The 22,800-nt window shown below is 38.6% G+C and carries 22 protein-coding genes; all 22 read right to left on the bottom strand.

Annotated elements, in window-relative coordinates; translation table 11 throughout:
* Positions 1–45: 45 nt before the first annotated feature.
* A complete protein-coding gene (gene topA / locus F7731_RS07775; protein WP_151534191.1) occupies positions 46–2,121 on the bottom strand; it encodes a type I DNA topoisomerase in 2,076 nt (691 codons plus the stop codon).
* A 295-nt stretch (positions 2,122–2,416) separates the two neighbouring features.
* Complete coding sequence (gene dprA / locus F7731_RS07770) at positions 2,417–3,286, bottom strand: DNA-processing protein DprA (protein WP_151534190.1); 870 nt, start codon at positions 3,284–3,286, stop codon at positions 2,417–2,419.
* An 81-nt stretch (positions 3,287–3,367) separates the two neighbouring features.
* Positions 3,368–4,270, bottom strand: a complete 903-nt coding sequence (sucD, locus tag F7731_RS07765; protein WP_151534189.1) for a succinate--CoA ligase subunit alpha — start codon at positions 4,268–4,270, stop codon at positions 3,368–3,370.
* 76 nt (positions 4,271–4,346) lie between these two features.
* A complete protein-coding gene (gene sucC / locus F7731_RS07760) occupies positions 4,347–5,507 on the bottom strand; it encodes an ADP-forming succinate--CoA ligase subunit beta (protein WP_151534188.1) in 1,161 nt (386 codons plus the stop codon).
* A 97-nt stretch (positions 5,508–5,604) separates the two neighbouring features.
* On the bottom strand, positions 5,605–5,898 hold the full coding sequence (locus F7731_RS07755; RefSeq protein ID WP_151534187.1) for an EscU/YscU/HrcU family type III secretion system export apparatus switch protein: 294 nt from the start codon (positions 5,896–5,898) through the stop codon (positions 5,605–5,607).
* Entirely contained in the window at positions 5,895–7,235 is a 1,341-nt protein-coding gene (locus F7731_RS07750) for a hypothetical protein (protein ID WP_151534186.1), read from the bottom strand. Before F7731_RS07750 ends, F7731_RS07755 begins: the two co-directional genes overlap by 4 nt.
* Before the next feature lie 12 nt (positions 7,236–7,247).
* Positions 7,248–8,021 (bottom strand): ribonuclease HII, encoded by a 774-nt coding sequence (locus F7731_RS07745; RefSeq protein WP_151534185.1) that lies wholly within the window; start codon positions 8,019–8,021, stop codon positions 7,248–7,250.
* Between the two features lie 96 nt (positions 8,022–8,117).
* Entirely contained in the window at positions 8,118–8,993 is an 876-nt protein-coding gene (gene ylqF, locus F7731_RS07740) for a ribosome biogenesis GTPase YlqF (RefSeq protein WP_151534184.1), read from the bottom strand.
* A gap of 157 nt (positions 8,994–9,150) precedes the next feature.
* Positions 9,151–9,702 carry a signal peptidase I gene (gene lepB / locus F7731_RS07735; protein WP_151534183.1) on the bottom strand — a complete coding sequence of 184 codons (552 nt, stop codon included), beginning with the start codon at positions 9,700–9,702 and terminating at the stop codon, positions 9,151–9,153.
* Between the two features lie 269 nt (positions 9,703–9,971).
* Complete coding sequence (gene rplS, locus F7731_RS07730) at positions 9,972–10,316, bottom strand: 50S ribosomal protein L19 (RefSeq protein WP_151534429.1); 345 nt, start codon at positions 10,314–10,316, stop codon at positions 9,972–9,974.
* A gap of 140 nt (positions 10,317–10,456) precedes the next feature.
* Positions 10,457–11,197: a tRNA (guanosine(37)-N1)-methyltransferase TrmD gene (trmD, locus tag F7731_RS07725; protein ID WP_151534182.1), complete on the bottom strand. Its 741-nt coding sequence runs from the start codon at positions 11,195–11,197 to the stop codon at positions 10,457–10,459.
* Positions 11,194–11,712: a ribosome maturation factor RimM gene (rimM, locus tag F7731_RS07720; protein ID WP_151534181.1), complete on the bottom strand. Its 519-nt coding sequence runs from the start codon at positions 11,710–11,712 to the stop codon at positions 11,194–11,196. The genes trmD and rimM overlap by 4 nt, the downstream gene beginning before the upstream one ends.
* A 12-nt stretch (positions 11,713–11,724) precedes the next feature.
* A complete protein-coding gene (locus tag F7731_RS07715) occupies positions 11,725–12,111 on the bottom strand; it encodes a YlqD family protein (RefSeq protein WP_151534180.1) in 387 nt (128 codons plus the stop codon).
* 210 nt (positions 12,112–12,321) lie between these two features.
* A complete protein-coding gene (locus F7731_RS07710; protein ID WP_151534179.1) occupies positions 12,322–12,552 on the bottom strand; it encodes a KH domain-containing protein in 231 nt (76 codons plus the stop codon).
* An 11-nt stretch (positions 12,553–12,563) separates the two neighbouring features.
* Positions 12,564–12,836, bottom strand: a complete 273-nt coding sequence (rpsP, locus tag F7731_RS07705; RefSeq protein WP_151534178.1) for a 30S ribosomal protein S16 — start codon at positions 12,834–12,836, stop codon at positions 12,564–12,566.
* A 109-nt stretch (positions 12,837–12,945) separates the two neighbouring features.
* Positions 12,946–14,298: a signal recognition particle protein gene (gene ffh / locus F7731_RS07700; RefSeq protein ID WP_151534177.1), complete on the bottom strand. Its 1,353-nt coding sequence runs from the start codon at positions 14,296–14,298 to the stop codon at positions 12,946–12,948.
* An 11-nt stretch (positions 14,299–14,309) separates the two neighbouring features.
* On the bottom strand, positions 14,310–14,642 hold the full coding sequence (locus F7731_RS07695) for a putative DNA-binding protein (RefSeq protein WP_151534176.1): 333 nt from the start codon (positions 14,640–14,642) through the stop codon (positions 14,310–14,312).
* A gap of 176 nt (positions 14,643–14,818) precedes the next feature.
* Positions 14,819–17,605 carry a VWA domain-containing protein gene (locus tag F7731_RS07690; protein ID WP_151534175.1) on the bottom strand — a complete coding sequence of 929 codons (2,787 nt, stop codon included), beginning with the start codon at positions 17,603–17,605 and terminating at the stop codon, positions 14,819–14,821.
* On the bottom strand, positions 17,596–19,362 hold the full coding sequence (locus F7731_RS07685) for a vWA domain-containing protein (RefSeq protein WP_151534174.1): 1,767 nt from the start codon (positions 19,360–19,362) through the stop codon (positions 17,596–17,598). Before F7731_RS07685 ends, F7731_RS07690 begins: the two co-directional genes overlap by 10 nt.
* A 9-nt stretch (positions 19,363–19,371) precedes the next feature.
* Positions 19,372–20,238 (bottom strand): DUF58 domain-containing protein, encoded by an 867-nt coding sequence (locus F7731_RS07680; protein ID WP_151534173.1) that lies wholly within the window; start codon positions 20,236–20,238, stop codon positions 19,372–19,374.
* Positions 20,238–21,242, bottom strand: coding sequence for an AAA family ATPase (locus F7731_RS07675; protein WP_151534172.1), 1,005 nt, complete (start codon positions 21,240–21,242; stop codon positions 20,238–20,240). The genes F7731_RS07680 and F7731_RS07675 overlap by 1 nt, the downstream gene beginning before the upstream one ends.
* A 4-nt stretch (positions 21,243–21,246) precedes the next feature.
* Complete coding sequence (locus F7731_RS07670; protein WP_151534171.1) at positions 21,247–22,797, bottom strand: hypothetical protein; 1,551 nt, start codon at positions 22,795–22,797, stop codon at positions 21,247–21,249.
* Between the last annotated feature and the right edge of the window lie 3 nt (positions 22,798–22,800).

Below are 22,800 nucleotides of genomic sequence, written 5' to 3'. Positions count from 1 at the left end.
AAAAATCTTTATTCCATTAGAAAAGAGTGAGCAGTTAGCTCACCCTTAACTTTGCTTTTCTTCCTTGTAGTCACACTCGATACATTGTACTTGGATACCTTTTTTCAGCTTCTTTTCGATGAGAAGGTTTTCACATTTCGGACAATTCCTCGGCAATGGCTTATCCCAAGAAATAAAGTCACATTCAGGAAAACGGTCACACCCGTAAAAAATCCGCCGTTTTTTACTTTTTCTTTCTATTATATTTCCTTCATTACACTTTGGACATTTTACACCAATCTCTTTAACAATCGGTTTCGTATTCCGGCAATCTGGGAAATTGCTGCAAGCCATAAACTTGCCAAACCGGCCCATTTTAAATACCATTTCATGGCCGCATAGTTCACAATCTTCGCCTGCGGGCTCATCCTTGATTTCTACTTCTTGCATTTCCTTTTCTGCCTTTTCAAGATGCTTTTCAAATTCACTGTAGAAATTGTCGATAATCTGTACCCAATTCACTTTTCCCTCTTCAATATAGTCGAGGTCTTTTTCCATCTTCGCAGTGAATTCTACGTCCAGAATATCTGGGAAGAACTCTAGTATCAACTCGAGTACAATTTCTCCAAGCTCAGTAGGTACGAACCTTTTATTATCTAACGCAACATAGCCGCGCTTTTGAATCGTATCCAATGTTGGCGCAAATGTAGATGGACGTCCAATTCCCCGTTCTTCAAGTGTTTTAACGAGGCGGGCTTCAGTGTATCTTGGAGGTGGCTGCGTGAAATGCTGTTTAGGTTCAATATCTTTTTTCAGCACCTCATCACCTTCATTAAGATCTGGAAGCATTTTATCTTTTTCATCTGTTTCGTCGTCCGTGCCTTCCACGTATACCTTCATGAAACCAGGAAATTTCACTTTTGATCCTGTCGCTCTAAAGATAACATCGCCGTTTTTTAAGTCAACGCTCATCGTGTCCATGATTGCTGAAGCCATCTGACTAGCAACAAAGCGCTCCCATATTAGCCTGTAAAGCCGTAGCTGGTCTCTGGATAGAAATTCTTTTAAGCTTGCTGGCTCTTTCATTACGCTTGTTGGACGTATTGCTTCATGGGCATCTTGCGTATTAGCTTTCTTTTTTTCTTTCTTTTTTTCCGCTTGGATATATTCGATGCCATATGAATCTGCAATAAATTGTGATGCCTCAGCAGTTGCCGTGTCAGAAATACGGGTAGAGTCAGTTCTCATATAAGTAATGAGACCAACTGTTCCTTCTTTTCCTAAATCAATCCCTTCATACAGCTGCTGAGCAAGCATCATCGTCTTTTTCGCACGGAAGTTTAATTTCCTTGCCGCCTCTTGCTGGAGTGATGATGTAGTAAACGGGGCCGCCGGATTTCTTCTTCGTTCTTTTTTCGTAACAGAGGCTACTTTAAATTTATTTCCATTCATTTTGCTTAAAATATTCTCTACCTCTTCTTTTGAGGTTAATTCTACTTTTTCATTCCCAACACCATAAAAAGCGGCTTCAAAGCTGTTATTTCCTTTTAAGAACTCGCCTTCAATGGACCAATACTCTTCAGGAACAAAGGCTTTAATCTCTTTTTCCCTATCAATGATAAGCCGAACGGCTACTGATTGCACCCTGCCAGCACTTAAACCCTTTTTCACTTTTTTCCAAAGTAATGGGCTTATATTATATCCAACTAGTCGGTCAAGCATCCTTCTTGCTTGCTGGGCATCGACAAGATCCATATTGATCGGTCTCGGATGTTTAAAAGACTCTTTAATTGCATCTTTAGTAATTTCATTAAACACAACCCTACAATCAGATGTGATATCCATATTGAGGCTATGTGCTAAATGCCAAGCAATCGCCTCCCCTTCACGATCGGGGTCAGCTGCGAGATATATTTTCTTTGCCTTTTTTGCGGCAGTCTTTAATTCTTTAAGCACAGGGCCTTTCCCGCGAATCGTTATATATTTAGGCTCATATTGGTTTTCTATATCAACACCCATTTGACTTTTCGGCAAATCTCTTACATGCCCCATGGAAGCTTTCACTTTATATTTTTTTCCAAGATAACGCTCAATCGTCTTCGCCTTTGCTGGCGATTCAACGATCACTAAAAACTCTGACATCAATAGTCCTCCTTGAGAGGGGATTTTATTTAGGTATTATTGTATATCTCTTTCTTCTTTGTCAAATAAAATTACCCTTTTAAAACGTTTTCATTTTTTATCTATTATTTAAATATGGAAATTTCCATTCTTAAATTCGAACATCTGTTGCAAAATGTATAACAGTTCTAAAATAATTTCAAGCCTTTTGACGAATTTCAACAAAAATAGTTCATTTTTTCTATGATAATTATTTTTTCGAATAATTTGTTTTTTAGAATTATACAACAAAATTAACAAAATAATACATAATATTTTAATATATCAGCTCTTCTAAAATATCATCAGGAGAATTGACAAGTTTTGCTCCTTGCTGGATCAGCTCATTTGGCCCAATCGAATACGGACTAAACATATTTCCTGGGAGCGCAAAAACTTCCCTTCCTTCTTGGACAGCATAGTTCGCTGTAATTAATGAACCGCTTTTACTCTTCGCTTGTACAATAAATGTTCCTCTGCATATTCCGCTAATAATCCGATTTCTCATTGGAAATTGCCATCTGGTAGGTCTAGTATTCGGGGGATTTTCTGAAATAATTAAATGATTTTTCATCATTTCTATCGCAAGTTTTTTGTTCATTTGAGGGTAAATGTGGTAAATGCCACCTGCAATGACACCGATTGTTTTTCCGTCTAAACGAATCGCTGTTTGATGTGCTGCTGTATCAATTCCTGATGCTAGTCCGCTCACGATAACTACTTTTTTTTCGATTAATTGAGGGAAAAAGTAATTGATGGCATTTTCGCCATACTCTGTATGCTGCCTAGACCCAACAACAGCCAAATGCAAATGATTATTCAATAATGACAAGTCACCTTTAGCATAAAGAATCCATGGTGGCTGATACGTTTCCTTTAATAATTTTGGATACTCTTGATCAAAAATAGTTATGATTTTAATTCCGTTTAATTTGTATTGGCGAATTTGCTCGTGGATATGTTCAGAATGAAGATCTTGGAGAATGGAGTACGTCGTGGTATTTGATTGACGAAGAGATAAATCATTAGCGTTAAGTTCGTAAAGCTTCTTTAGTTCAGGATCGTTTTTCAAAATTCTAAAAATTGTTTTCCACCCTATCCCTTTGCAATGATGCAGGAGAGTTAATTTCAACTTAAAATTATCCATTTAAATCCTCCTAAAAAGTTTTTCATGCAGAATAGCCCCCCTAAAAAGGGGGGTCTATTCAAATAATATCTACTATTCTTATTAATGAGTTTTACACTTTTCATAAAGGCCTTTTTCTTTAATGACCTTAATTAATGTTTCACCCATTACAGCTGGTGTCTCAGCTACTTCGATTCCGCATTCGTTCATGACGCGGATTTTTTCGTCAGCTGTACCTTTACCGCCAGAAATGATTGCGCCCGCATGACCCATACGCTTTCCTGGAGGTGCTGTACGGCCGCCAATAAAGCCAACAACAGGCTTTGTCATGTTAGCTTTTACCCATTCAGCAGCTTCTTCTTCTGCTGTACCGCCAATTTCACCGATCATAATGACTGCGTAAGTCTCGGGGTCTTCATTAAATGCCTTTAAAACATCGATAAAGTTTGTTCCGTTCACAGGGTCTCCACCGATACCTACAGCTGTAGATTGACCGATTCCTGCTTGTGATAATTGATGAACTGCTTCATATGTTAACGTACCTGAGCGTGAAACAACGCCTACATGGCCTTTTGTATGGATATAGCCAGGCATAATACCAATTTTGCACTCATCTGGAGTAATAACACCCGGACAGTTCGGACCAACTAGACGAGTTTTCTTACCTTCCATAAAGCGTTTAACCTTTACCATATCTAATACTGGAATATGCTCAGTAATACAAATCACAAGGTCTAACTCGGCATCAACTGCCTCTAAAATTGCATCTGCTGCAAACGGGGCAGGAACATAAATAACAGAAGCATTGGCGCCAGTTGCCTTAACCGCTTCAGATACAGTGTTAAATACTGGTACTCCTTCTACTTCCATTCCGCCTTTACCAGGAGTAGTTCCAGCAACAATTTTTGTACCATATTCTAACATCTGTTTTGTATGGAATAGGGCCGTTGATCCTGTAATCCCTTGAACAATTACTTTTGTATCTTTATTAATAAATACACTCACGATTATTCCCCTTTCTGGTTTTCACGTATGCCTATAGATCATATAATGATCGTTTTCGGCCGGCACACTTTTATATTTACCCCACTAATGAAACGATTTTTTGTGCACCGTCAGCCATAGATTCAGCTGCAATAATTTCAATGTCAGATTCAGCAAGAATTTTCTTACCTAACTCTACATTCGTACCTTCTAGACGAACGACTAATGGTACGCTTAATCCAACTTGCTTTGCAGCCTCTACTACACCTGTTGCGATGACATCACATTTCATTATTCCGCCGAAGATATTTACAAAAATACCTTTTACGCTTTGATCAGAAAGGATGATTTTAAATGCTTCAGTAACTTTCTCTGCGGTAGCACCGCCGCCAACATCAAGGAAGTTAGCGGGATCTCCGCCATAATGCTTAACGATGTCCATCGTAGCCATCGCTAAACCAGCACCATTTACCATACAGCCAATATTTCCATCTAATGAAATATAGCTTAAATCATATTTGGATGCTTCGATTTCTTTTGGATCCTCTTCATCAAGATCACGATATTCTAATATATCTTTTTGACGATAAATCGCATTGCTATCAAAATTTAATTTCGCATCAAGAGCCATAACTTTTCCGTCACCAGTAATAACTAGCGGATTAATTTCCGCAATAGAGCAGTCTTTTTCAACATAAGCAGTATATAGGCCCATCATGAACTTAACTGCTTGTCCGATAAGTTCTTTCGGGATATTAATGTTAAAAGCGATACGGCGAGCTTGGAAAGCTGTTAAACCGATCACTGGATCAACTTCTTCTTTAAAGATTTTTTCAGGCGTCTTTTCCGCTACTTCTTCAATTTCAGTACCGCCTTCTTCAGATGCCATTAAAACGACACGTGAAGTTGCACGGTCTAAAACTAAACCAATATAGTATTCTTTCTTAATGTCACAGCCTTCTTCAATTAGCAAACGCTTCACTTCTTTACCCTCTGGACCCGTTTGATGGGTAACAAGTGTTTTACCTAAAATTTCGCTTGCATATGTACGAACTTCATCTAAATTTTTCGCGACTTTTACACCGCCAGCTTTACCGCGCCCCCCTGCATGAATTTGTGCCTTAACTACACAAACTTCTGTGCCTAATTTTTTTGCGGCTTCCACTGCTTCTTCCACTGTAAAAGCAACTATTCCGTTTGGAACTGATACCCCATATTGACTGAGGACCTCTTTTCCTTGGTACTCATGTATATTCATTTCCATCCTCCTCGAAAAGCTTTTCATAAAAGTAGACTGCGATTCCATTTTATATAATGACACAAACCTTGTCCACCTTTATTCAGAAATATTATTGCTATTTAAAATTTATTTTTCCCGCTTCTTGATCAGCCTTATAAATAAACGCAAAAACCTCTGCTACTGCCTCATAAAGTTCTTCGGGAATTTGCTCATTTATATTCAGCTTTCCTAATAGCTCTAAAAGGCTTGGATCCTCTTGAACGGGTATATCATGCTCCTTTGCTTTAGCGAGTATATTTTCAGCGATTAATCCTTTTCCTTTAGCAGAAACATAGGGAGCATCCAAACCGTTTTTATCGTATGTTAAAGCTACAGCTTCTTTGCGGATAGTTTTACCTTCATTTTTCATATTCGAAAATCGACCCCATTATAGTAAATTGGCGGTTTTAGGTTTGGCAAAGCCCCATTATTTCCTTCCTCCAAATGATTCTTCACTGCTGGCTTTTCGAATTGGACAGATGTTAAGTGATAATCGAGTTTCTTCAAGTTTTTCTTTAATTCATGAACATATTGATTTGTCATATTTTTTAAATCTTCTCTAACGTTGATGATGGAAATCGAAATCACCCGATTTTGGACATGTAAATCAACGATTGTTTCTTTCAAATGCTCTAAAGTTAAATAAAATAAAATCCGGCAATAATCCGGATCAATTTTACCATCTTTCGTTCTTTTCCCGCTCCATTGCATTGTTACATCTGTATTCCGATTCCAAAAAGACAAAGGGATTTGAAAAATCAATTGCTGTAACGGACCCGATTCCTGTGAGAGGACTTGGAACCCAGTTATTTTGTTTAATAATCTTTCTGAAGCCTCTTCTATAGGACTCGAAGGTTCTTCACTTAATAAGCGCATTAAGAGCGGTTTAAGAGCATTAGAATTTTTCTCATCTCCACTTTGCCAACCATTTAATAATTGAATTGCTTCATTTTCATACGAAAATCCAATTGTTGAAATTAAGTTTCTAATTACATGTTTCGTTATGCTTGAATCTTCCAAAATCTTATTTTGTACAGCGACCGAATCATCCACACTCTTAAATAACTTTAGCCCGTCAATGAGATTAATTATGCGATTAGCCGTATGAGATTCAGGTTGATTTTTTAATAGAGTCTGCAATTTGCTTAACATTTCCGAAAAGGCTTCGTCCTCTGTAATCGTATATAAAGCATTCAACACATTTTTCGTCAGCGGCAATTGCCGCGACATTGCTAACTCGATTACTTTTAGACCTTCTGTTAATGTTTTGTCTTTTAACCATTCAACTGATAATTGCAGAGACTCTTTCGTTATTGGAAGCTGTTTTGCCAACAAAAATTTTATTAATGAAACATGATCTTTTGACACTGGGAGAGAAAGCTCCTTTAACAGGCTTTTTGTATTTGATCGGCTCCCTAACCCTATCATGCCGTCGTTACGATTCTGGGGTCCCTTTGTATCTAACAGCTTTAAATGCACTTGGCCTTCACCCGGCTGAACTTGAAACCAGTAACGTTGATTCACAGATAATGGTGTTTCAATACGGGCAATCATTTTATTAGACCCGATTAAAACTTCGGCATTATTATTTGGAAAATGCTTTATCACTTTTCCGCTAATGATTTGCCCCGGCTTTAATGCCAAGGCTAAATTGTCTATTAAACTTTCTTGCTTTAATAAGGCTTGAATGATGTTCAGAGGCTGCAAATCATCACCTTCTTACTTAGCAATATATTCCTTCACAGGGGCAAAGCTTTTTCGATGATGAGGAGTAATGCCACTTACTTGAATGGCTGATAAATGCTCTTTCGTCCCATACCCCATATTTTTACAAAATCCATATGCCGGGTATTGTTCTCCTAAAGCGATCATCATCCGGTCACGGGTCACTTTTGCTACGATCGAAGCAGCAGCAATTGACACACTTCTTGCATCCCCCTTAATAATTGATTCCTGGGGATATGGCGTGTTGAGTGCGACCGCATCAATTAGAAGGTAATCAGGATTCATCTTCAAACCATTGATCGCTGTCAGCATTGCTTTTTTAGCTGCTTCATAAATATTTATCTGATCAATTTCTTTAACTTCAATGATACCAATATTGTAGGCTAATGCTTTGTTGATAATCACGTCATAATATTCATCACGTTTTTGAACTGATAGTTTTTTCGAATCATCCAGTCCCGGCAAATAAAAATCTGAAGGCAATATGACAGCAGCAGCTACAACAGGCCCAGCTAACGGACCTCTACCAACCTCATCTACACCTGCAATCAATTTAAAACCTTCTGAGCGATATTTTTCTTCAAAAAATGTCATTTCGATATGTTTTTCATATGCTTTTTCTTCAAGGTCTAACTTGCTATGCCACTTTTTTAAAAGAAGCTGAACACCTTTTCGCTCATCATTGGGCAATGATTTAATAAAATCACTGTTCCGGTCGGTTTCATTTGCCAATCGTTCCTCAATTTCCCGTATTTTTAGTTTTTCCATGGTGTACTCCCCTAGTATCTATAGTGTTCATATCGGCTTCTCGAGAAAAAACTAAAGCCCTCTTAAAAGGAGGGCAATTAGTGTCTTTATTTGATATTAATCTTCGATAGTTGTGTCTATTAACAAATCTTGTGGACGTTCAAGTGAGATTGGCCCCCATTTTTCTGAACGAAATTCCCTAATCACAAGCTCTGTCACTTTATCATAGTCAATTTCTCCGCCACCCATTAAGCAGCCACGCAATTTGCCAATTTTATTAAACAATTCCACAATATCTTCGGGAATGAATTCAAGCTTATAACGATCCTTCATTCTCTCTGGGTAATTTTCCTCAAAAAACTTAAGAGCATAAATTGCAATATCCTGTAGATTTAAAATTGTGTCTTTAATTGCCCCTGTAAGAGCCAGCTTTAAGCCGACCTCTTGATCTTCAAATTTTGGCCATAGAATACCTGGCGTATCAAGGAGTTCTAGTTCTTTCCCAACTTTTATCCATTGCTGGGCTTTTGTCACCCCAGGCGTATTGCCCGTTTTGGCGATATTCTTTTTAGCTAGTCGATTGATTAACGTAGACTTCCCTGCATTTGGGATGCCGACAATCATCGCACGAATAGCACGAGGCTTCACACCTCTCGCCCTCATTCTGTCAAACTTCTCTTTCAAAATCTCTTGCGCAGCTGCTACGATTTCTTTCATGCCTTGTCCTGCTTGCGAATTAATAGCAATGGCTTTCATTTTGTGGTCTTGAAAATATTTAATCCATTGTTTTGTTACTTCCTTATCAGTCATATCCGCTTTATTTAAAAGGATAATTCTCGGCTTATGCTGAATAATTTCGTCAATCATTGGATTGCGTGAAGAATAAGGGATTCTTGCATCGACTAGTTCAAATATAATATCGACTAGCTTAAGCTTTTCTGTTACTTCTCTTCGGGCTTTTGCCATATGCCCTGGAAACCATTGGATTGTCATTGATACTCAATTCCTTCTTATATTATCAGATACGCCTCTGCGTATCTGCGCCCAGATTTACCTGAGCTCGCTCGATAAATTCCTCTAAAAAGTCGAAAGGCTCGCCGGAGTCTTTAACTTTAAATTTAGCCGGGATCGGCTGAATAAAGTTAAAATTCTATTTTACGATCCGGATGTCTTCGATTGGCCAATAAATAATACCTGTGCTGCCTAGCACTTTCTCCAACGGCACTGCTCCGATATGACGGCTATCTTTACTGTATCTCCGGTTATCACCCATAACGAAAAGATGACCTTCAGGTACAGTATCCTGGCCGATCTTTTCTTTAAGAGTAAACGGTTCTGTAAGCGGACCATCAATAATTTGTTGCTTATATTGATCTAAATATGGTTCATCATATGCTTTCCCATTCACGTAAAGGATATCATCCTTGTATTCAATTCGATCCCCAGGTAGACCGATTACTCTCTTTATGTAATCTTTATTCTCTGGAGCATGGAATACTATTATATCAAATCGTTCAGGCTTGCCAATTTTATAGCTGAATTTATTTACGATCATCCGATCTTGGTCATGCAGTGTGGGCATCATTGATAAGCCGTCTACAACAATAGGCGCAAATAGAAAATAGCGTATTACTGCTGCCAGCAAAACGGCAATCACTAAAGCTTTAGACCATTCCCATAATTCATTTTTCTTCTTCGTCATAAATTTCCCCACCAATCTTAAGTAAAAAGTCAAAGTCTGTTCATTTGAAGAACATTTTTCCATCCGCTTTTTTATTGTACAAAATTTCATATCCTTCTTTATAGATAAAATCTAATTATAATTTTATTATTTAACATTTATGTAATATTATTAAACGAAAGAAAGAAGTTATTATAATTTTATGTAGTATTAGTGCAAATGTGGAGAACGCTTATTTATGTAGTAAGAAAAAGGAGCTTGTGATCACAAGCTCCTTTCTTTTACACTGATTATCGAATTTCTTTAATACGAGCTTTTTTACCACGTAGGTTACGTAGGTAGTAAAGTTTCGCACGGCGTACTTTACCGCGGCGAAGAACTTCAAGCTTCGCAATCTTTGGTGTGTGAACAGGGAATGTACGCTCTACGCCTACACCGTAAGAAATCTTACGAACTGTAAAAGTTTCGCTGATTCCACCACCACGACGCTTAATCACGACTCCTTCGTAAACCTGAATACGCTCACGAGTACCCTCAACAATACTTACGTGTACACGTACAGTATCACCAGGACGGAACGCAGGAACATCCGTACGAAGTTGTTCTTGTGTGATTTCTTCGATTAATTTATGCATCGTTTTCAACTCCTTCCAACAGATGCTCATGCACATCTAGTCTTTCCATTGCAGCGGAACATCTTTATAAGACAAAAACTGAATAAGTCCAGCCTAAGTCACAAAAAGTATTTTATCATAATTAAAGTATAACTTCAATGCTATTTCTGATCATTTTTTATTTCTTCGAGCCATTTTTTCTGCATATCTGTTAATTGGATATGGTCGAATAAGTCAGGTCTGCGTAAAAATGTTCTTCTTAAAGACTCTTTCGTTCTCCATTCATCAATTAACTTATGATTGCCGGAAATAAGAACATCTGGCACTTTCATTCCCCTGAAATCTGCCGGCCGTGTATAATGAGGATGCTCAAGAAGCCCTGTACTAAATGAATCCCTCAGGTGAGATTCCTCACTGCCAAGCACACCTGGGAGAAGTCGGACTACACTATCGACAACTACCATAGCTCCAAGCTCTCCTCCCGTTAAGACAAAGTCGCCGATCGAAATTTCGTCGGTTACAACATGCTCTCGAATCCTTTCATCATACCCTTCATAATGTCCGCACACAAAAATCAGATGATCTAATTTAGCTAGCTCTTCAGCTTTTTTCTGCGTGTATCTTTCGCCTTGTGGACAAAGGAGGATCACTCTTGGTGACGTTTGTCCCTTTTCACGCAAATCTGCAACTGCATCAAAAATCGGCTGTGGCTTTAGGACCATTCCAGCGCCTCCGCCATATGGATAATCATCTACCGTTTGATGCTTATTGTCAGCATAATCTCTGAAGTTAACGACATTATATTCAACTGCCTGATTTTCAGCCGCTTTTTTTAAAATCGATTGGCCAAATACTCCTGAGAACATATCAGGAAAGAGTGTAAGTATATCAATTTTCATCATGATAATAGACCTTCAATCGGGTCAATCTTAATGAGCTTGTCTTTAATATTTACTTCTTTCACGACATCTTCAATATATGGGATTAATATTTCCTTGCTGCCATTTCCCTTTATTACCCATACGTCATTTGCCCCAGGCGAAAGAATTTCACGAATTTCGCCAATTTCCTCACCTGCTAAAGTAGTTACCGTACAGCCGATAATTTCATGGTAATAATACTCATCTTCTTCTAAGGCGCCAAGCTGACTTTCAGACACTTTTAATATTCCGCCCTTCATGTTTTCAACTTGATTAATATTATCATGACCTTCGAAGGTAACTAAATCGAAATTTTTATGTGTTCGATGTGATTTTACTGTTAATTCAATAGGTGTATTTGATTGAGGCATAAATAAAAATAATTTATTTCCGGACTTATATCGTTTATCTGCAAAGTCAGTCTTTGAAATAATTCTTACTTCCCCTCTAATTCCGTGGGTATTGACGATTTTTCCTACATTAAACCATTTTTCCAAATTTCTTCACCTCTACCTTATATCCTCTACAATTCCATCCTTTATGATAATTGTTCTCCCGTTTTGAATATCATCCCAGCGGTCGCCTATTTCAATTTCAACGATTGCATTTACTTCTTTTTCTTTTAGCTCGCTTCCTAGCGGTAGTATATGTAATTGTTCAATTTGAAAATCGATAAGCTTTATTTTTTCCTTACGGCTTTGAATTTCTTTTTCATAATGCTTCTTTACGCTTGCTTGTGGGAGTTTTTTTGCTCGCTCTTGTTTTTTCATTTCGAATCGAAGCTGATCACACTCTTTTTGCAACAGGAGCTTACTTCTATGATATTTATTTAAAAGTTCACTTTTACTCGTTTCCGTAAGAACTTGTTTGACCACGACAGATTGAAGTATTTTCATCTATATTGCCTCCCTAGGCTTTAATCGTGAAGAGTTCTAATGAAGTGACTGAAAAATATGTAATAAGAAGGCTCTAATCAACTACTAACAAGCCTTTTTAATAACAATAATCTTCCTAGAAAACAGCTAATTGGAAAAAAGGAGGGGACCTAAAGGGACCCCTCCTTTTTGATGTTTCGTATAATCAGGTTGATATACTCTTGAAAAGCATTACTCACTGATTTCTAAGAAAACTTTCTTCTGCTGTGATGATCCTGCTGCATAGACAACAGTTCGTATTGCTTTCGCAACGCGCCCTTGCTTCCCAATTACTTTCCCCATGTCATTCTTGTTGACAGAAAGCTGATAGGTTACGCGGTTTTCTTCATCAAGTACATTCACATGTACTTCTTCCGGAAAATCCACAAGGGGCTTAACAATCGTTTCGATAAGCTCTTTCATCTTGTTAGAAATTACTTACCGTTTTTTGCGTTATGGAATTTTTCCATAATGCCTTGTTTTGAGAATAGGTTACGAACTGTATCAGATGGTTTCGCACCAGTTTGAAGCCATTTAAGAGCTAACTCTTCATTGATATCAACGATAGCTGGCTCAGCAACCGGATTGTAAGTTCCTACTGTTTCAATGAAACGTCCATCACGTGGTGAACGAGAATCAGCTACTACGATACGATAGAAAGGAGTTTTCTTTGCTCCCATACGTTTTAAACGAATTTTTACTGCCATTATTAAAGCACCTCCGAATAGTTTCACACAAGATAGTATAATATCAGATTCCTAAATAGTTTGTAAAGGTTTTTTTCTTTACAGTATAGAAAAAACTTTCTAATTGGGTTTAAAAAGGATTAAACGGAAACTTAAATCCGCCTTTTTTCTTACCTTTTTGCTGCATGCCTGTCATTTGCTTCATCATTTTCTTCATATCTTCGAATTGCTTAAGCAAGCGGTTTACTTCAGGAACGGTTCTTCCGCTCCCCTTCGCAATCCGTCTTCTGCGGCTTGCATTGATCGTCTCTGGATGAATCTTTTCATCCTTAGTCATAGATTGAATAATCGCTTCGACATGCTTAATTTGCTTTTCATCAATTTGTAGATTATTCAATCCTTTGATTTTATTAGCACCAGGCATCATCTTCAGGAGATCCTCTAACGGTCCCATTTGGCGAACTTGGCCTAATTGATCAAGAAAATCGTCAAATGTGAAATTAGCTGTACGGAATTTTTCCTGCAGCTCTTTTGCTTTCTCTTCATCCACATTTGCCTGGGCTTTTTCAATGAGGGTAAGAACATCCCCCATGCCTAAAATTCTTGATGCCATTCTTTCAGGGTGAAACGGCTCAATAGCGTCCATTTTTTCACCAAGACCAACAAATTTAATCGGGGTATTCGTGACAGACCGGATCGATAAAGCCGCTCCACCGCGAGTATCACCGTCAAGCTTTGTCAAAACGACACCTGTTAATCCAAGCAGCTCATTAAAGCTTTGTGCCACATTAACAGCGTCCTGACCTGTCATTGCATCAACGACAAGAAAAATTTCATCTGGATTGGACAACTCTTTAATTTGTTTGAGCTCATCCATTAACGCTTCATCTACGTGTAAACGTCCAGCTGTATCAATCAAGACATAGTCATGATGATCTTCCTTTGCCTTTGCAATAGCTTGCTTGGCGATTTCAACAGGACTTACCTTGTCTCCTAATGAAAAAACAGGCATACTTAGCTGTTTGCCAAGTGTTTCGAGCTGTTTAATTGCCGCCGGACGATAAATATCTGCCGCAACTAGTAATGGATTTCGGTTGTATTTCTTCCGAAGCAAGTTCGCCAGCTTCCCTGTTGTTGTCGTTTTCCCTGCACCTTGTAATCCAACCATCATAATGACAGTCGGCGGACGGTTAGCAACGGCAATTTTACTTTGCTCGCCACCCATTAGTTCAGTCAATTCTTCTTTAACAACTTTTACAACCTGCTGTCCAGGTGTTAAACTCTTTATTACTTCTTGGCCAACAGCACGTTCACTTACTTTTTTGACAAACTCTTTTACGACCTTAAAGTTAACGTCTGCTTCTAATAATGCAAGACGTACATCTCGCATCATTTCTTTGACATCCGCTTCATTTACTTTCCCCTTGCCGCGGATCTTCTGGATTGTATTCTGCAGTCGGTCGGCTAAACCTTCAAATGCCATGTTGCCGCCTCCTAATCTAATTTCTCAAGTTCAGCAATCATTGAAAGCATGACATTATTCAACTCAGGATTATCTTTCAACAAATCCTTCATACTAGCAATAAGCTTGCTTCGCTCTTGAAATTTTTGAAGTAATAACAGCTTTTCTTCATACTCTTCAAGCATTGCTTCCGTGCGCTTAATATTATCGTACACGGCTTGTCGGCTAACATCATACTCGTCCGCAATCTCTCCAAGTGAATAATCATCCAAGTAATAAAGGGACATATAGCTTCGCTGTTTAGGAGTCAACAACGATTGATAAAAATCATATAGATAATTCATTCTCGTTGTCTTTTCTAACATCCCTACTCCCCCTTGTTAAGTGAAAAGCCTTTACATACACAGTTTACCTAGGACGATAGAATATGTCAAGAAAATATCTTTACAAACTAAGAAAGCATAGGTCGGAAGAAAGAAATCGGCTTGAGGGCCGATTTCTTTCTCTGAGACTTCATTCTAAATAAGTAACTTTCCATCATTTATTTCTTGCGATTTTTAGCTTCAAGCAGTCTTTTCATTCTTTCAGCACGTTCTTCTTGTGTAACTTGTTCCTCTTTTCTTTTCTTCACCTTATTACTCTTGGCCGCGTTACGATCCCTTTTGACTTTAGTGATTTTAGCTTCTTCAAGTTGGCTCTCCGGCTTTTGCGGAGCAGAATCTGTTTGTTGCATGGCTAATAGCTGCTCAATTCTATGTGCACCTTCCAGCGTTCTTTCACGCTTCGGTAGCTCCTTCTTTAAAGAATGGCCGATTAATGCAATAAGCCCAAAGCGCCGTATTGCAATCTCTAGAAAAAACAGAAGAAAAGCTGCTAATATTAACCATTGGCTAATCGGCTGAGTTCGATATGTTTTCGTTTGCAAAGGACGGAAAGCTTCCTTTTCAGCCGCCAATGCTTTTCCACCAGTCTTGTTCGCTAAATCCTTTAATAGATTTTCATTCGGTCCATGTAATAAATATTCGTTAGAATACGGAATGGTAAACCCTGTTTGATATGTCTGAATATCACCATTTTGATCCGTTTGCTTGACGCTCAGAAAGAACATTCCCGCTTGATTTGGCAAAGAAATCTCATATTTACCCGGTGCCACAAGCTTTGAATTTGTGTTTATTAACTCCCCGCTCTCCGAAACTAGCGAAGCTTCAATCGGCAAGGATTGGTTTCTTGAGGACTCAAGCGTGAGCTTCGGAACTCCATCTTCCTTTGATAAAGCAATCTTGTACGGTTCACTTTCAAACTGGGGAAGGGTTTTAGTTACCATGTAATTGATGAAGGACGGCCAGTTTTCCCAGCGGGCAAAATCTCCTGACCATTTCCCCGAAAAATCAGAAGTAAAGGCAATCGTAGACCCGAGTCCATATTGCCATTCAGCAAGAATCGGATCTTCCTTTTCACTCATCATTGGAATTTGCGCCCGCTGCTTCGGTGTGGTGGCAATATATGCGTTCATTTTAGGCACACCTGATTGGAACATTTTTAACCAATCAGTAAAGGGCCGAATATGTGGAAAAAATGGATTATCCTCGATATAGGTTCTAGTCGCCATCACGGTTTCTCTTGAGAGAATACTAGGAATGACGGATGAATCAGTCACATCATAAAACCGCCCTGACCCCATGTCCGCTAACTCTTCTAATAGTCCGCGATCTGCATCACTGCCAAGGGCAACCGTTGATAACGTAATATTTTTCTCCTTCCCTCTTTCAATTAAACCTTCATAATCTCCACCTGGAGCTTGCCCGTCCGTCAATAAAATAATATGTTTTCTTTGCAGCTTTAAATCTTCCAGTTCTTGAAAGGCTAATTCAAGCGACGAATAAATTTCGGTTCCGCCGCCCGGTGTGACAGATCGAATCTTATCTGCCGCTTCTTTCTTATCTTTCAGAGGCTTTGTTTCGACAATGACCCATGGTCGATCATCAAACGCAATAAAGCCAAGCGTATCATCCTCACGCAATAATTCAACAGATCTTGCAGCTGCTTCTTTAGCAAGCTCAAGCTTTGACCCCGCCATACTGCCGGAGCGGTCCATAACGATGACTAGCCCAAGAGACGGCATTTCCTGTTTACCCTTAATATCCATCTCTACCGGCAAAAGCTTTTCGATGGGTGTTTTAAAATAGCCTCCAAGCCCAAAGCTTTCTTCTCCTCCAGCCATTACAAAGCCCGTTCCGAATTCCTTCACTGCCTTTTCAATCATATTCATTTGATTTTCCGACATGACGGTTGCAGGAACATTATTAAAAATGATTGATTGATATTGAAGATAGCTCGAAAGGACAGTTGGCAGCTTTTCAGGCGGGATCGTTTCCACTTCAACACCTGTATTAGCTAAAATGGATGATAAACTGCCTGCATCTTTGCCTTGAACAATAAGGACTTTCGGTGTCCCTTTTATATTCGTTACAGCATGCAAAATATTATTTTCTATGAATGTATCATCTTCGGCAGTTATTTCACCCTTATAAACAGAAAGACCAGATGTATCAACTTTATGAGAAAAAGTATAAACATTCTTTCCATCCTTCACATCAACGATTTCCTTCAAGATTTCTTTATTGTTCACTGATAGCCTTATATGAGCTTTTTTATGGGCATTGCTTTGAATGATAAAGGAAATAAGCGCCTCTTCTCCTTTATAAAGTGAAGGAGGAACATGCATTTCAGATAACGACATATCCTCACCGACTTGATTTTTTAATAGAACATAATCAAGTTCAATGTTTCGATTTTTTAAAAGGTTAGCTGCCTCTCCACTATTTCCTATCGTTTCATTGCCGTCAGAAAGAAGGACAATTCGCCCGCTAGAATTTCTCGGAATTAATGAAGAAGCAAAATGAATGCCCGCCTCAATATTTGTTTCTTTATTACTGATCTTTCCATTAAATTGTGGGATCGTATTATTCTTACTTCCTTTACTTTGTTCAAGTAATACATCCTCACCGAATGTGACAATAGCATACGTATCTTCTTTTTGCTTATAATTAACACTTTTTTCAATCCATTCTAACACTTCATTCTCAGAATGATTTACACTTGCGGACTGATCAGCAAGAAAGATAATGGTTTCCCCTTTTGCCGGAAGTAAAATTTGTGGAATGGTTAATGCTAAAATCAGTAAAGTAAAAATAACTAGTCTGATTCCTGCTAACCAATAGGCTTCAAGAATACTAAGCTGCTTTTTCTTTTTAATAAATCGGAAGACGAGTATCGCAGCAGGGATCCATAACCATAATAGAATGGGAAATGCAAACTCTATGCCCACTTTCGATATACCTCCCACTCCATAACGATAAATCCAAAGGCCAACAAGGCAAGCCAAAACCATAATTTGTCGTTCGGACTTTGCTTCTTGCCCTTTTCTTGATCAGTTTGCTCATTTAATGTGAAAGCTGGCTCTGTCTTTGGATGTTTTTCCCGTTCATCAAGCAAGACGGAAAAATAAGAGATCGTATTGCCCGATACAGCCTGATAAGTACCAGGTTCATACGGCGCTTTAAAGCTTTCCTTTGTCAAATCAATAGAATATAAGTTTTTATCTTGCTGATTAAAAATCTCCCAGTGGCGGTTCCCTTCATTCGTATTAAGCCATTTTTCTTCTCCAGGTTCGAAATAGCCAAGAAAATTGGATTGTAATGAAAGCCATTGGTATGCATTATATAAGAAGATTGGAAAGCTGGGCTGCAAAGGCCAGTCAGAATCAGCGAGCGAAAAGTTTACAATTATTATTGGCACTCCATTAACTTGACCTTTCTGGATTAATGGAATGTCTCCGCTGTTTAATACCGTTTCCCATTCACCAGCAATCGCTTTCGATGCTTCATTTATATAAATCTTTCTATAATCAACATATTGCAATAAACGATCTTCTTTAGCTGTGAATGACTCTGACAGTTTCACTTTGTCATTATTCGTATTAAAAAAAATGGCTGGCTGACCTAGTAAATTACTAAAAGAATTTCCTTCAGCTAAAAGGATTCCCTTCATATTTAATTGATCAGTTTTTTCATTATCAGTTTGAAGCACATCTGCTCCAATTGTTTGAAAGCCTTTGACTGCAAAAGAGCTTACTTTTCCTACTGAATAAACCTTTGGATTAGCATCCGAAAATATAGAGGTTAATTGATTATCAGCTGAATAACCATCATCATTAACAATCAAAGCTTCATAATATGGCTTCTCTGGCAATGACGGAATTTGAACAACTAATTGCTGTTCTCCCTCAATGACAAACTTCTCCTCAAACAGTATCTCTCCATCACTTTTGACCGAAAAATCTATCTCTTTTTTAGCGGAGGCTTGGTTTTCGATTAAAGCAACACCCATTATTTCCCCATCAATAGGTGCCACTCCGAATGACAGCAGCGAAATATTGTCTAAGTCTTCACCAATATTATGAACGACAACATATTGATCTTCCAATGCCTCTAAAACTTGTGATTTAGATACTTGATCTGAAAAAATATGAATAGACGTTTCTTTCCCAGATGAGAGTGAGGCTGCTAAATTCATTGCTTCATCGATATGTTCATGCTCATATGTTAATTTCAAGCCATTCACGAGCTTACGAACAGCAGTCATATCCCTTTCTTCATTCAAAAGGATTTCGGGCTTTTTCCCTGCTTTAATTAGCGTAACCTCCTGATCATCCAACTGATCGACGAGATGAAGTATTTCCTTCTTTGCCATTTCAAAGCGAGTACTATTATCAAGCGTTGCAGACATGGTAGCTGAAGGATCAATAACGATGATGATATGATCACCTTTTATCGCATTCTCAAACCAATATGGACGAACAAGGGCTAACATTAATAATAATAGGGCTACAATCTGCAGCCAAAATAAGAGATTTTGCTGCAGTTTTTTTAACCAAGGGGAAGCCTGCCATTCATTTAATACTTGCTCCCAAAGATAATTAGAGGAGACTGTCTTTTCCATATATTGCTTTCGGAAAAAGTAAAATAAAATGACGGCAGCGATAAAAATACTTAATAGAAAAAACGCCGGACTCAAAAATTGCATTGCCTCACCTCAGTTAATTAACCCTTTCCCAGATAAATCATGAAATAAAACCGATTGAACATCGCGGGATTCTTTCGCAAACACATACTGTCCGCCAAAGCGCCTACAAATGGTTTCTAATTGACGATTATGCTCTGTAAGACGTTTTTCATATTCTGTGATGATAGATGGACTGATGCTAACATTAACGATTGAATCTGTCTCACTATCGACTAGTTTCACGTCCCCTGAATAGCTCGGGTGTGCTTCTTCAGTGGCAAGCACTTGAATAAACCATACCTCTTGCTTAAATGCGGCCAATTTTTTTAGCACCGTTTCCATTTCATTTAACGGCTCCAGTCCATCGGTAATAATAATGGACAGCTGCTGTTTCCTCTCTGCCGTCTTGCTTAAGTTTTTTATAAACTCTCCAGCCTTTTCAGGTTGATTAAGCTGCATAATTTCTACGAATGTTCTTCGGCTGTACACAGAGCCTTTCCTTTTAATAGGCTGAACTCCCGATGATGATATTGCCGAAAAAAACAACCGGTCCTCACTATTTAAAACAATATAGCTTAGCGCTGCAGCGATCGTTCTCGCCAATTCCCATTTTTTGTTGACTTTTTTCATAGACGAAGTAGCATCAAGATATATCGCGATGGAAAGCTCCTGCTCATCTAAAAACCTTTTTATATAATGCTTTTGCGTTCTCCCATATACATTCCAATCTATTTGCCTAACATCATCACCAGGCTGGTAAAGCCGAAAATCGGAAAATTCCTGTGAAGAGCCAAACCGATTGGATTGCCGAGAGCCTTTATGAAAACCTCTTTTTCTCGTCTTAACATTGAGTCTCTTTTTCTGTAATTTAGATAGAAGAGCTTGCTGATTATTCATTAGCCTCTTGCTCCCTGTCCAAGGTGGTCTAATATATGTTCGATAATCTGATCAGCGGTAATGCCATTCGCTTCCCCTTCAAAGTTTAAAATGAGGCGATGTCTTAAAACTGGTTTGGCAACTTGTTTCATATCACTCATTGAGACATGATATCTCCCAAGCGACAATGCTCTAGCTTTTGCCATGCTGATTAAGCTTTGAAGACCACGGGGACCGCTACCATATTGAACAAACTGCTTAACCATTTCTGTTGAATCGTCCCCATCAGGATGTGTCGCTGAAATTAGGCTTACGGCAAAATCAATCATGTCATTGGAAACTAATATTTCTTTCGTCAGCTGTTGGAGGGCAATTACGTCCTGAAGCTGCGCCACTTTCTCTAGTTGAATCGTTTGCGTTCCTGTCGTCCGCATGACAATTTCTTTTAACTCTTCTTTAGATGGATAATGAACATGGATTTTACATATAAAGCGATCCGTTTGTGCCTCCGGAAGCGGATAAGTTCCTTCCATATCAATTGGGTTTTGCGTCGCTAATACAAAAAACGGACTTTCCATCTGGTTTGTCTTGCCCATAATCGTGACCGTTTTTTCTCCCATCGCTTCCAGAAGAGCACTTTGTGTTTTTGGAGTTGCCCTGTTTATTTCATCAGCTAAAATAATATTGGCAAACAATGGCCCTTTATGAAAAATAAAATTTTGCCGCCCCGTTTCATCTGGCTGAAGGAGCATCGTTCCTGTAATATCTGATGGCATAATATCCGGAGTAAACTGAATGCGCGAAAATTTTAGATCAAGACATTCAGATATTGTTTTGATTAGCATCGTTTTCCCTAATCCAGGCAACCCTTCCAAAAGAACATGGCCACCCGAAAATATACTCCATAATACTTGGTCAATCACTTCATTTTGACCGACAATAAAAGATTGAATTTCATCTTTCACTTTTGCAATTGTTTCAGAAGCCACGATAAATTGCTGCTTCTTATCTGTCATTGCTGACATGTCTTCACTCCTCATTCGGATCGATAGTTGTAAAGTAATTTTTCACGATTTCCTCTAAATCAGCTGGAAGCTTGTAGCGATCCGTACTCTGTCTGTACGCTTTTTCATAAGCTTCAAAAACCTCGCTATATGGTCTAATAGATCCTTTTAGGACTGGACCGGGACCTTCCGTTTGGTGAACAGGGCTTCCTTCCCCTAGTTGACCGGTATCTGTCTCAATATTTGTTTGTCCTTCAATCGGCTCAGGAATTGTTAAAAACTCTCTAGCTCCTTGCCCTTTGCCGGCTCCCGGGCCGCCAGCACCTGAACCAGCTCCAGAGCCTGAGCCACTTCCGGAACCTATACCGTTTCCATTTCCTCCTGCACTTCCTTGCCCGCTCCCTGAACCGTTTCCGCCAGATGTGTTTTGATTATTTTGATTTGGTGACTGTCCATTGCTATTTTGTCCGCCTTGCTTGTTGCCAGAAGTATTTCCTTGATTTGATTGGCTTTGTGTGCTGAAGGCGAGCTGACCGGAGGGCATTCCGTTTGCGGCCATTTGATTTTGCATCGATAAGCCGACTTTTTGCAAAGCTCCCTGTGCTGCGGCAAGCTGTGCAAGAAACTCCTCTGAATTTAGTGCACTTTCAATTTGTTCCATTAATTTAGCAAGCTCCTCTTCAGACAGTTGGCCCTCATTCTCGGTTAATTGACTAAGGGCTTGCTTCTGTTCCTCGCTAAGCTCATTCCATTTTTCATTTAACTTAGATAATTCCTTTTCAATTGCAGCTAAATTTTTCTGATTAAGCATTTTTTCTAAATCTGATATGCCATTATTTTTTAATTGAGTCTTCCAATTTTCCAGTGCCGTTTGTTTTTCCTTTTCCCTCAGTGCCTTTAATTCCAATTCTTTTTTCTGTTTAGCTAACTCTTTTAAAGCTTCTTCAGCTGATTTCATTTCGCCAAGTTTATCTTTTGCCTCTTGAAGTGCCTTTTTCACTTCAGGATCTTTTTCTTTTTTTATTTCTTCCTTTAATTTCTTCTTTGTTTCGGCTACTAGCTTAATTTCCTTTTCTTTCTGCTTTGCCAATTGGATGTTTTCATTCGGGAACATCCATAGAAAACATGCTCCCACTGTGAGCGTAAGAAATAATAGAAGCCATTTCGGATAAAAATAATTCTTTTTTCTTTTATAAACGATATTACTTGATTTTTTCATATGCACGAGTGCATCAGAAAGCTGAAGAGATGCAATAATTCCTTCGGCATTTAAAAAGCTGTAAGCAGTCATGACCCGATCATCAGGGACGTACTTGTTGTATATCACTGCCGCACCATGCATAGTCGGACGATTCATCCAAATGCGAATGATAGTAATGACAAATAAAACTAAAATTAGTGTGATGAAATAGTAGTTAATAAACGGAATCACTATCAATCTGGCAAGCAAAAGCAATGCAAGTGACAGAGCTCCCGCAAATAATAGCAAGAGCTGAATTTCCTTCATAACCAATTGGAAAAGTAATTGATTTTGAACAGGCTTTAACAGACGGGCAAATTGTTTGCGTTCTTCCATTGC

Source organism: Cytobacillus depressus, assembly GCF_008923245.1.
Lineage (GTDB): Bacteria > Bacillota > Bacilli > Bacillales > Cytobacillaceae > Cytobacillus > Cytobacillus depressus.
The sequence above is the reverse complement of the archived record's forward strand: the minus strand, read 5'-3'. Positions and strand labels throughout refer to the sequence as shown.

Excerpts from the sequence above, each read along its gene's own strand:
- topA (WP_151534191.1), bottom strand. The coding sequence starts at position 2,121 with ATGTCAGAGTTTTTAGTGATCGTTGAATCGCCAGCAAAGGCGAAGACG.
- dprA (WP_151534190.1), bottom strand. The coding sequence starts at position 3,286 with ATGGATAATTTTAAGTTGAAATTAACTCTCCTGCATCATTGCAAAGGG.
- sucC (WP_151534188.1), bottom strand. The coding sequence starts at position 5,507 with ATGAATATACATGAGTACCAAGGAAAAGAGGTCCTCAGTCAATATGGG.
- F7731_RS07755 (WP_151534187.1), bottom strand. The coding sequence starts at position 5,898 with ATGAAAAATGAAGGTAAAACTATCCGCAAAGAAGCTGTAGCTTTAACA.
- F7731_RS07745 (WP_151534185.1), bottom strand. The coding sequence starts at position 8,021 with ATGGAAAAACTAAAAATACGGGAAATTGAGGAACGATTGGCAAATGAA.
- ylqF (WP_151534184.1), bottom strand. The coding sequence starts at position 8,993 with ATGACAATCCAATGGTTTCCAGGGCATATGGCAAAAGCCCGAAGAGAA.
- lepB (WP_151534183.1), bottom strand. The coding sequence starts at position 9,702 with ATGACGAAGAAGAAAAATGAATTATGGGAATGGTCTAAAGCTTTAGTG.
- rplS (WP_151534429.1), bottom strand. The coding sequence starts at position 10,316 with ATGCATAAATTAATCGAAGAAATCACACAAGAACAACTTCGTACGGAT.
- trmD (WP_151534182.1), bottom strand. The coding sequence starts at position 11,197 with ATGATGAAAATTGATATACTTACACTCTTTCCTGATATGTTCTCAGGA.
- F7731_RS07715 (WP_151534180.1), bottom strand. The coding sequence starts at position 12,111 with ATGAAAATACTTCAATCTGTCGTGGTCAAACAAGTTCTTACGGAAACG.
- F7731_RS07710 (WP_151534179.1), bottom strand. The coding sequence starts at position 12,552 with ATGAAAGAGCTTATCGAAACGATTGTTAAGCCCCTTGTGGATTTTCCG.
- rpsP (WP_151534178.1), bottom strand. The coding sequence starts at position 12,836 with ATGGCAGTAAAAATTCGTTTAAAACGTATGGGAGCAAAGAAAACTCCT.
- ffh (WP_151534177.1), bottom strand. The coding sequence starts at position 14,298 with ATGGCATTTGAAGGTTTAGCCGACCGACTGCAGAATACAATCCAGAAG.
- F7731_RS07695 (WP_151534176.1), bottom strand. The coding sequence starts at position 14,642 with ATGTTAGAAAAGACAACGAGAATGAATTATCTATATGATTTTTATCAA.
- F7731_RS07685 (WP_151534174.1), bottom strand. The coding sequence starts at position 19,362 with ATGCAATTTTTGAGTCCGGCGTTTTTTCTATTAAGTATTTTTATCGCT.
- F7731_RS07680 (WP_151534173.1), bottom strand. The coding sequence starts at position 20,238 with ATGAATAATCAGCAAGCTCTTCTATCTAAATTACAGAAAAAGAGACTC.
- F7731_RS07675 (WP_151534172.1), bottom strand. The coding sequence starts at position 21,242 with ATGTCAGCAATGACAGATAAGAAGCAGCAATTTATCGTGGCTTCTGAA.
- F7731_RS07670 (WP_151534171.1), bottom strand. The coding sequence starts at position 22,797 with ATGGAAGAACGCAAACAATTTGCCCGTCTGTTAAAGCCTGTTCAAAAT.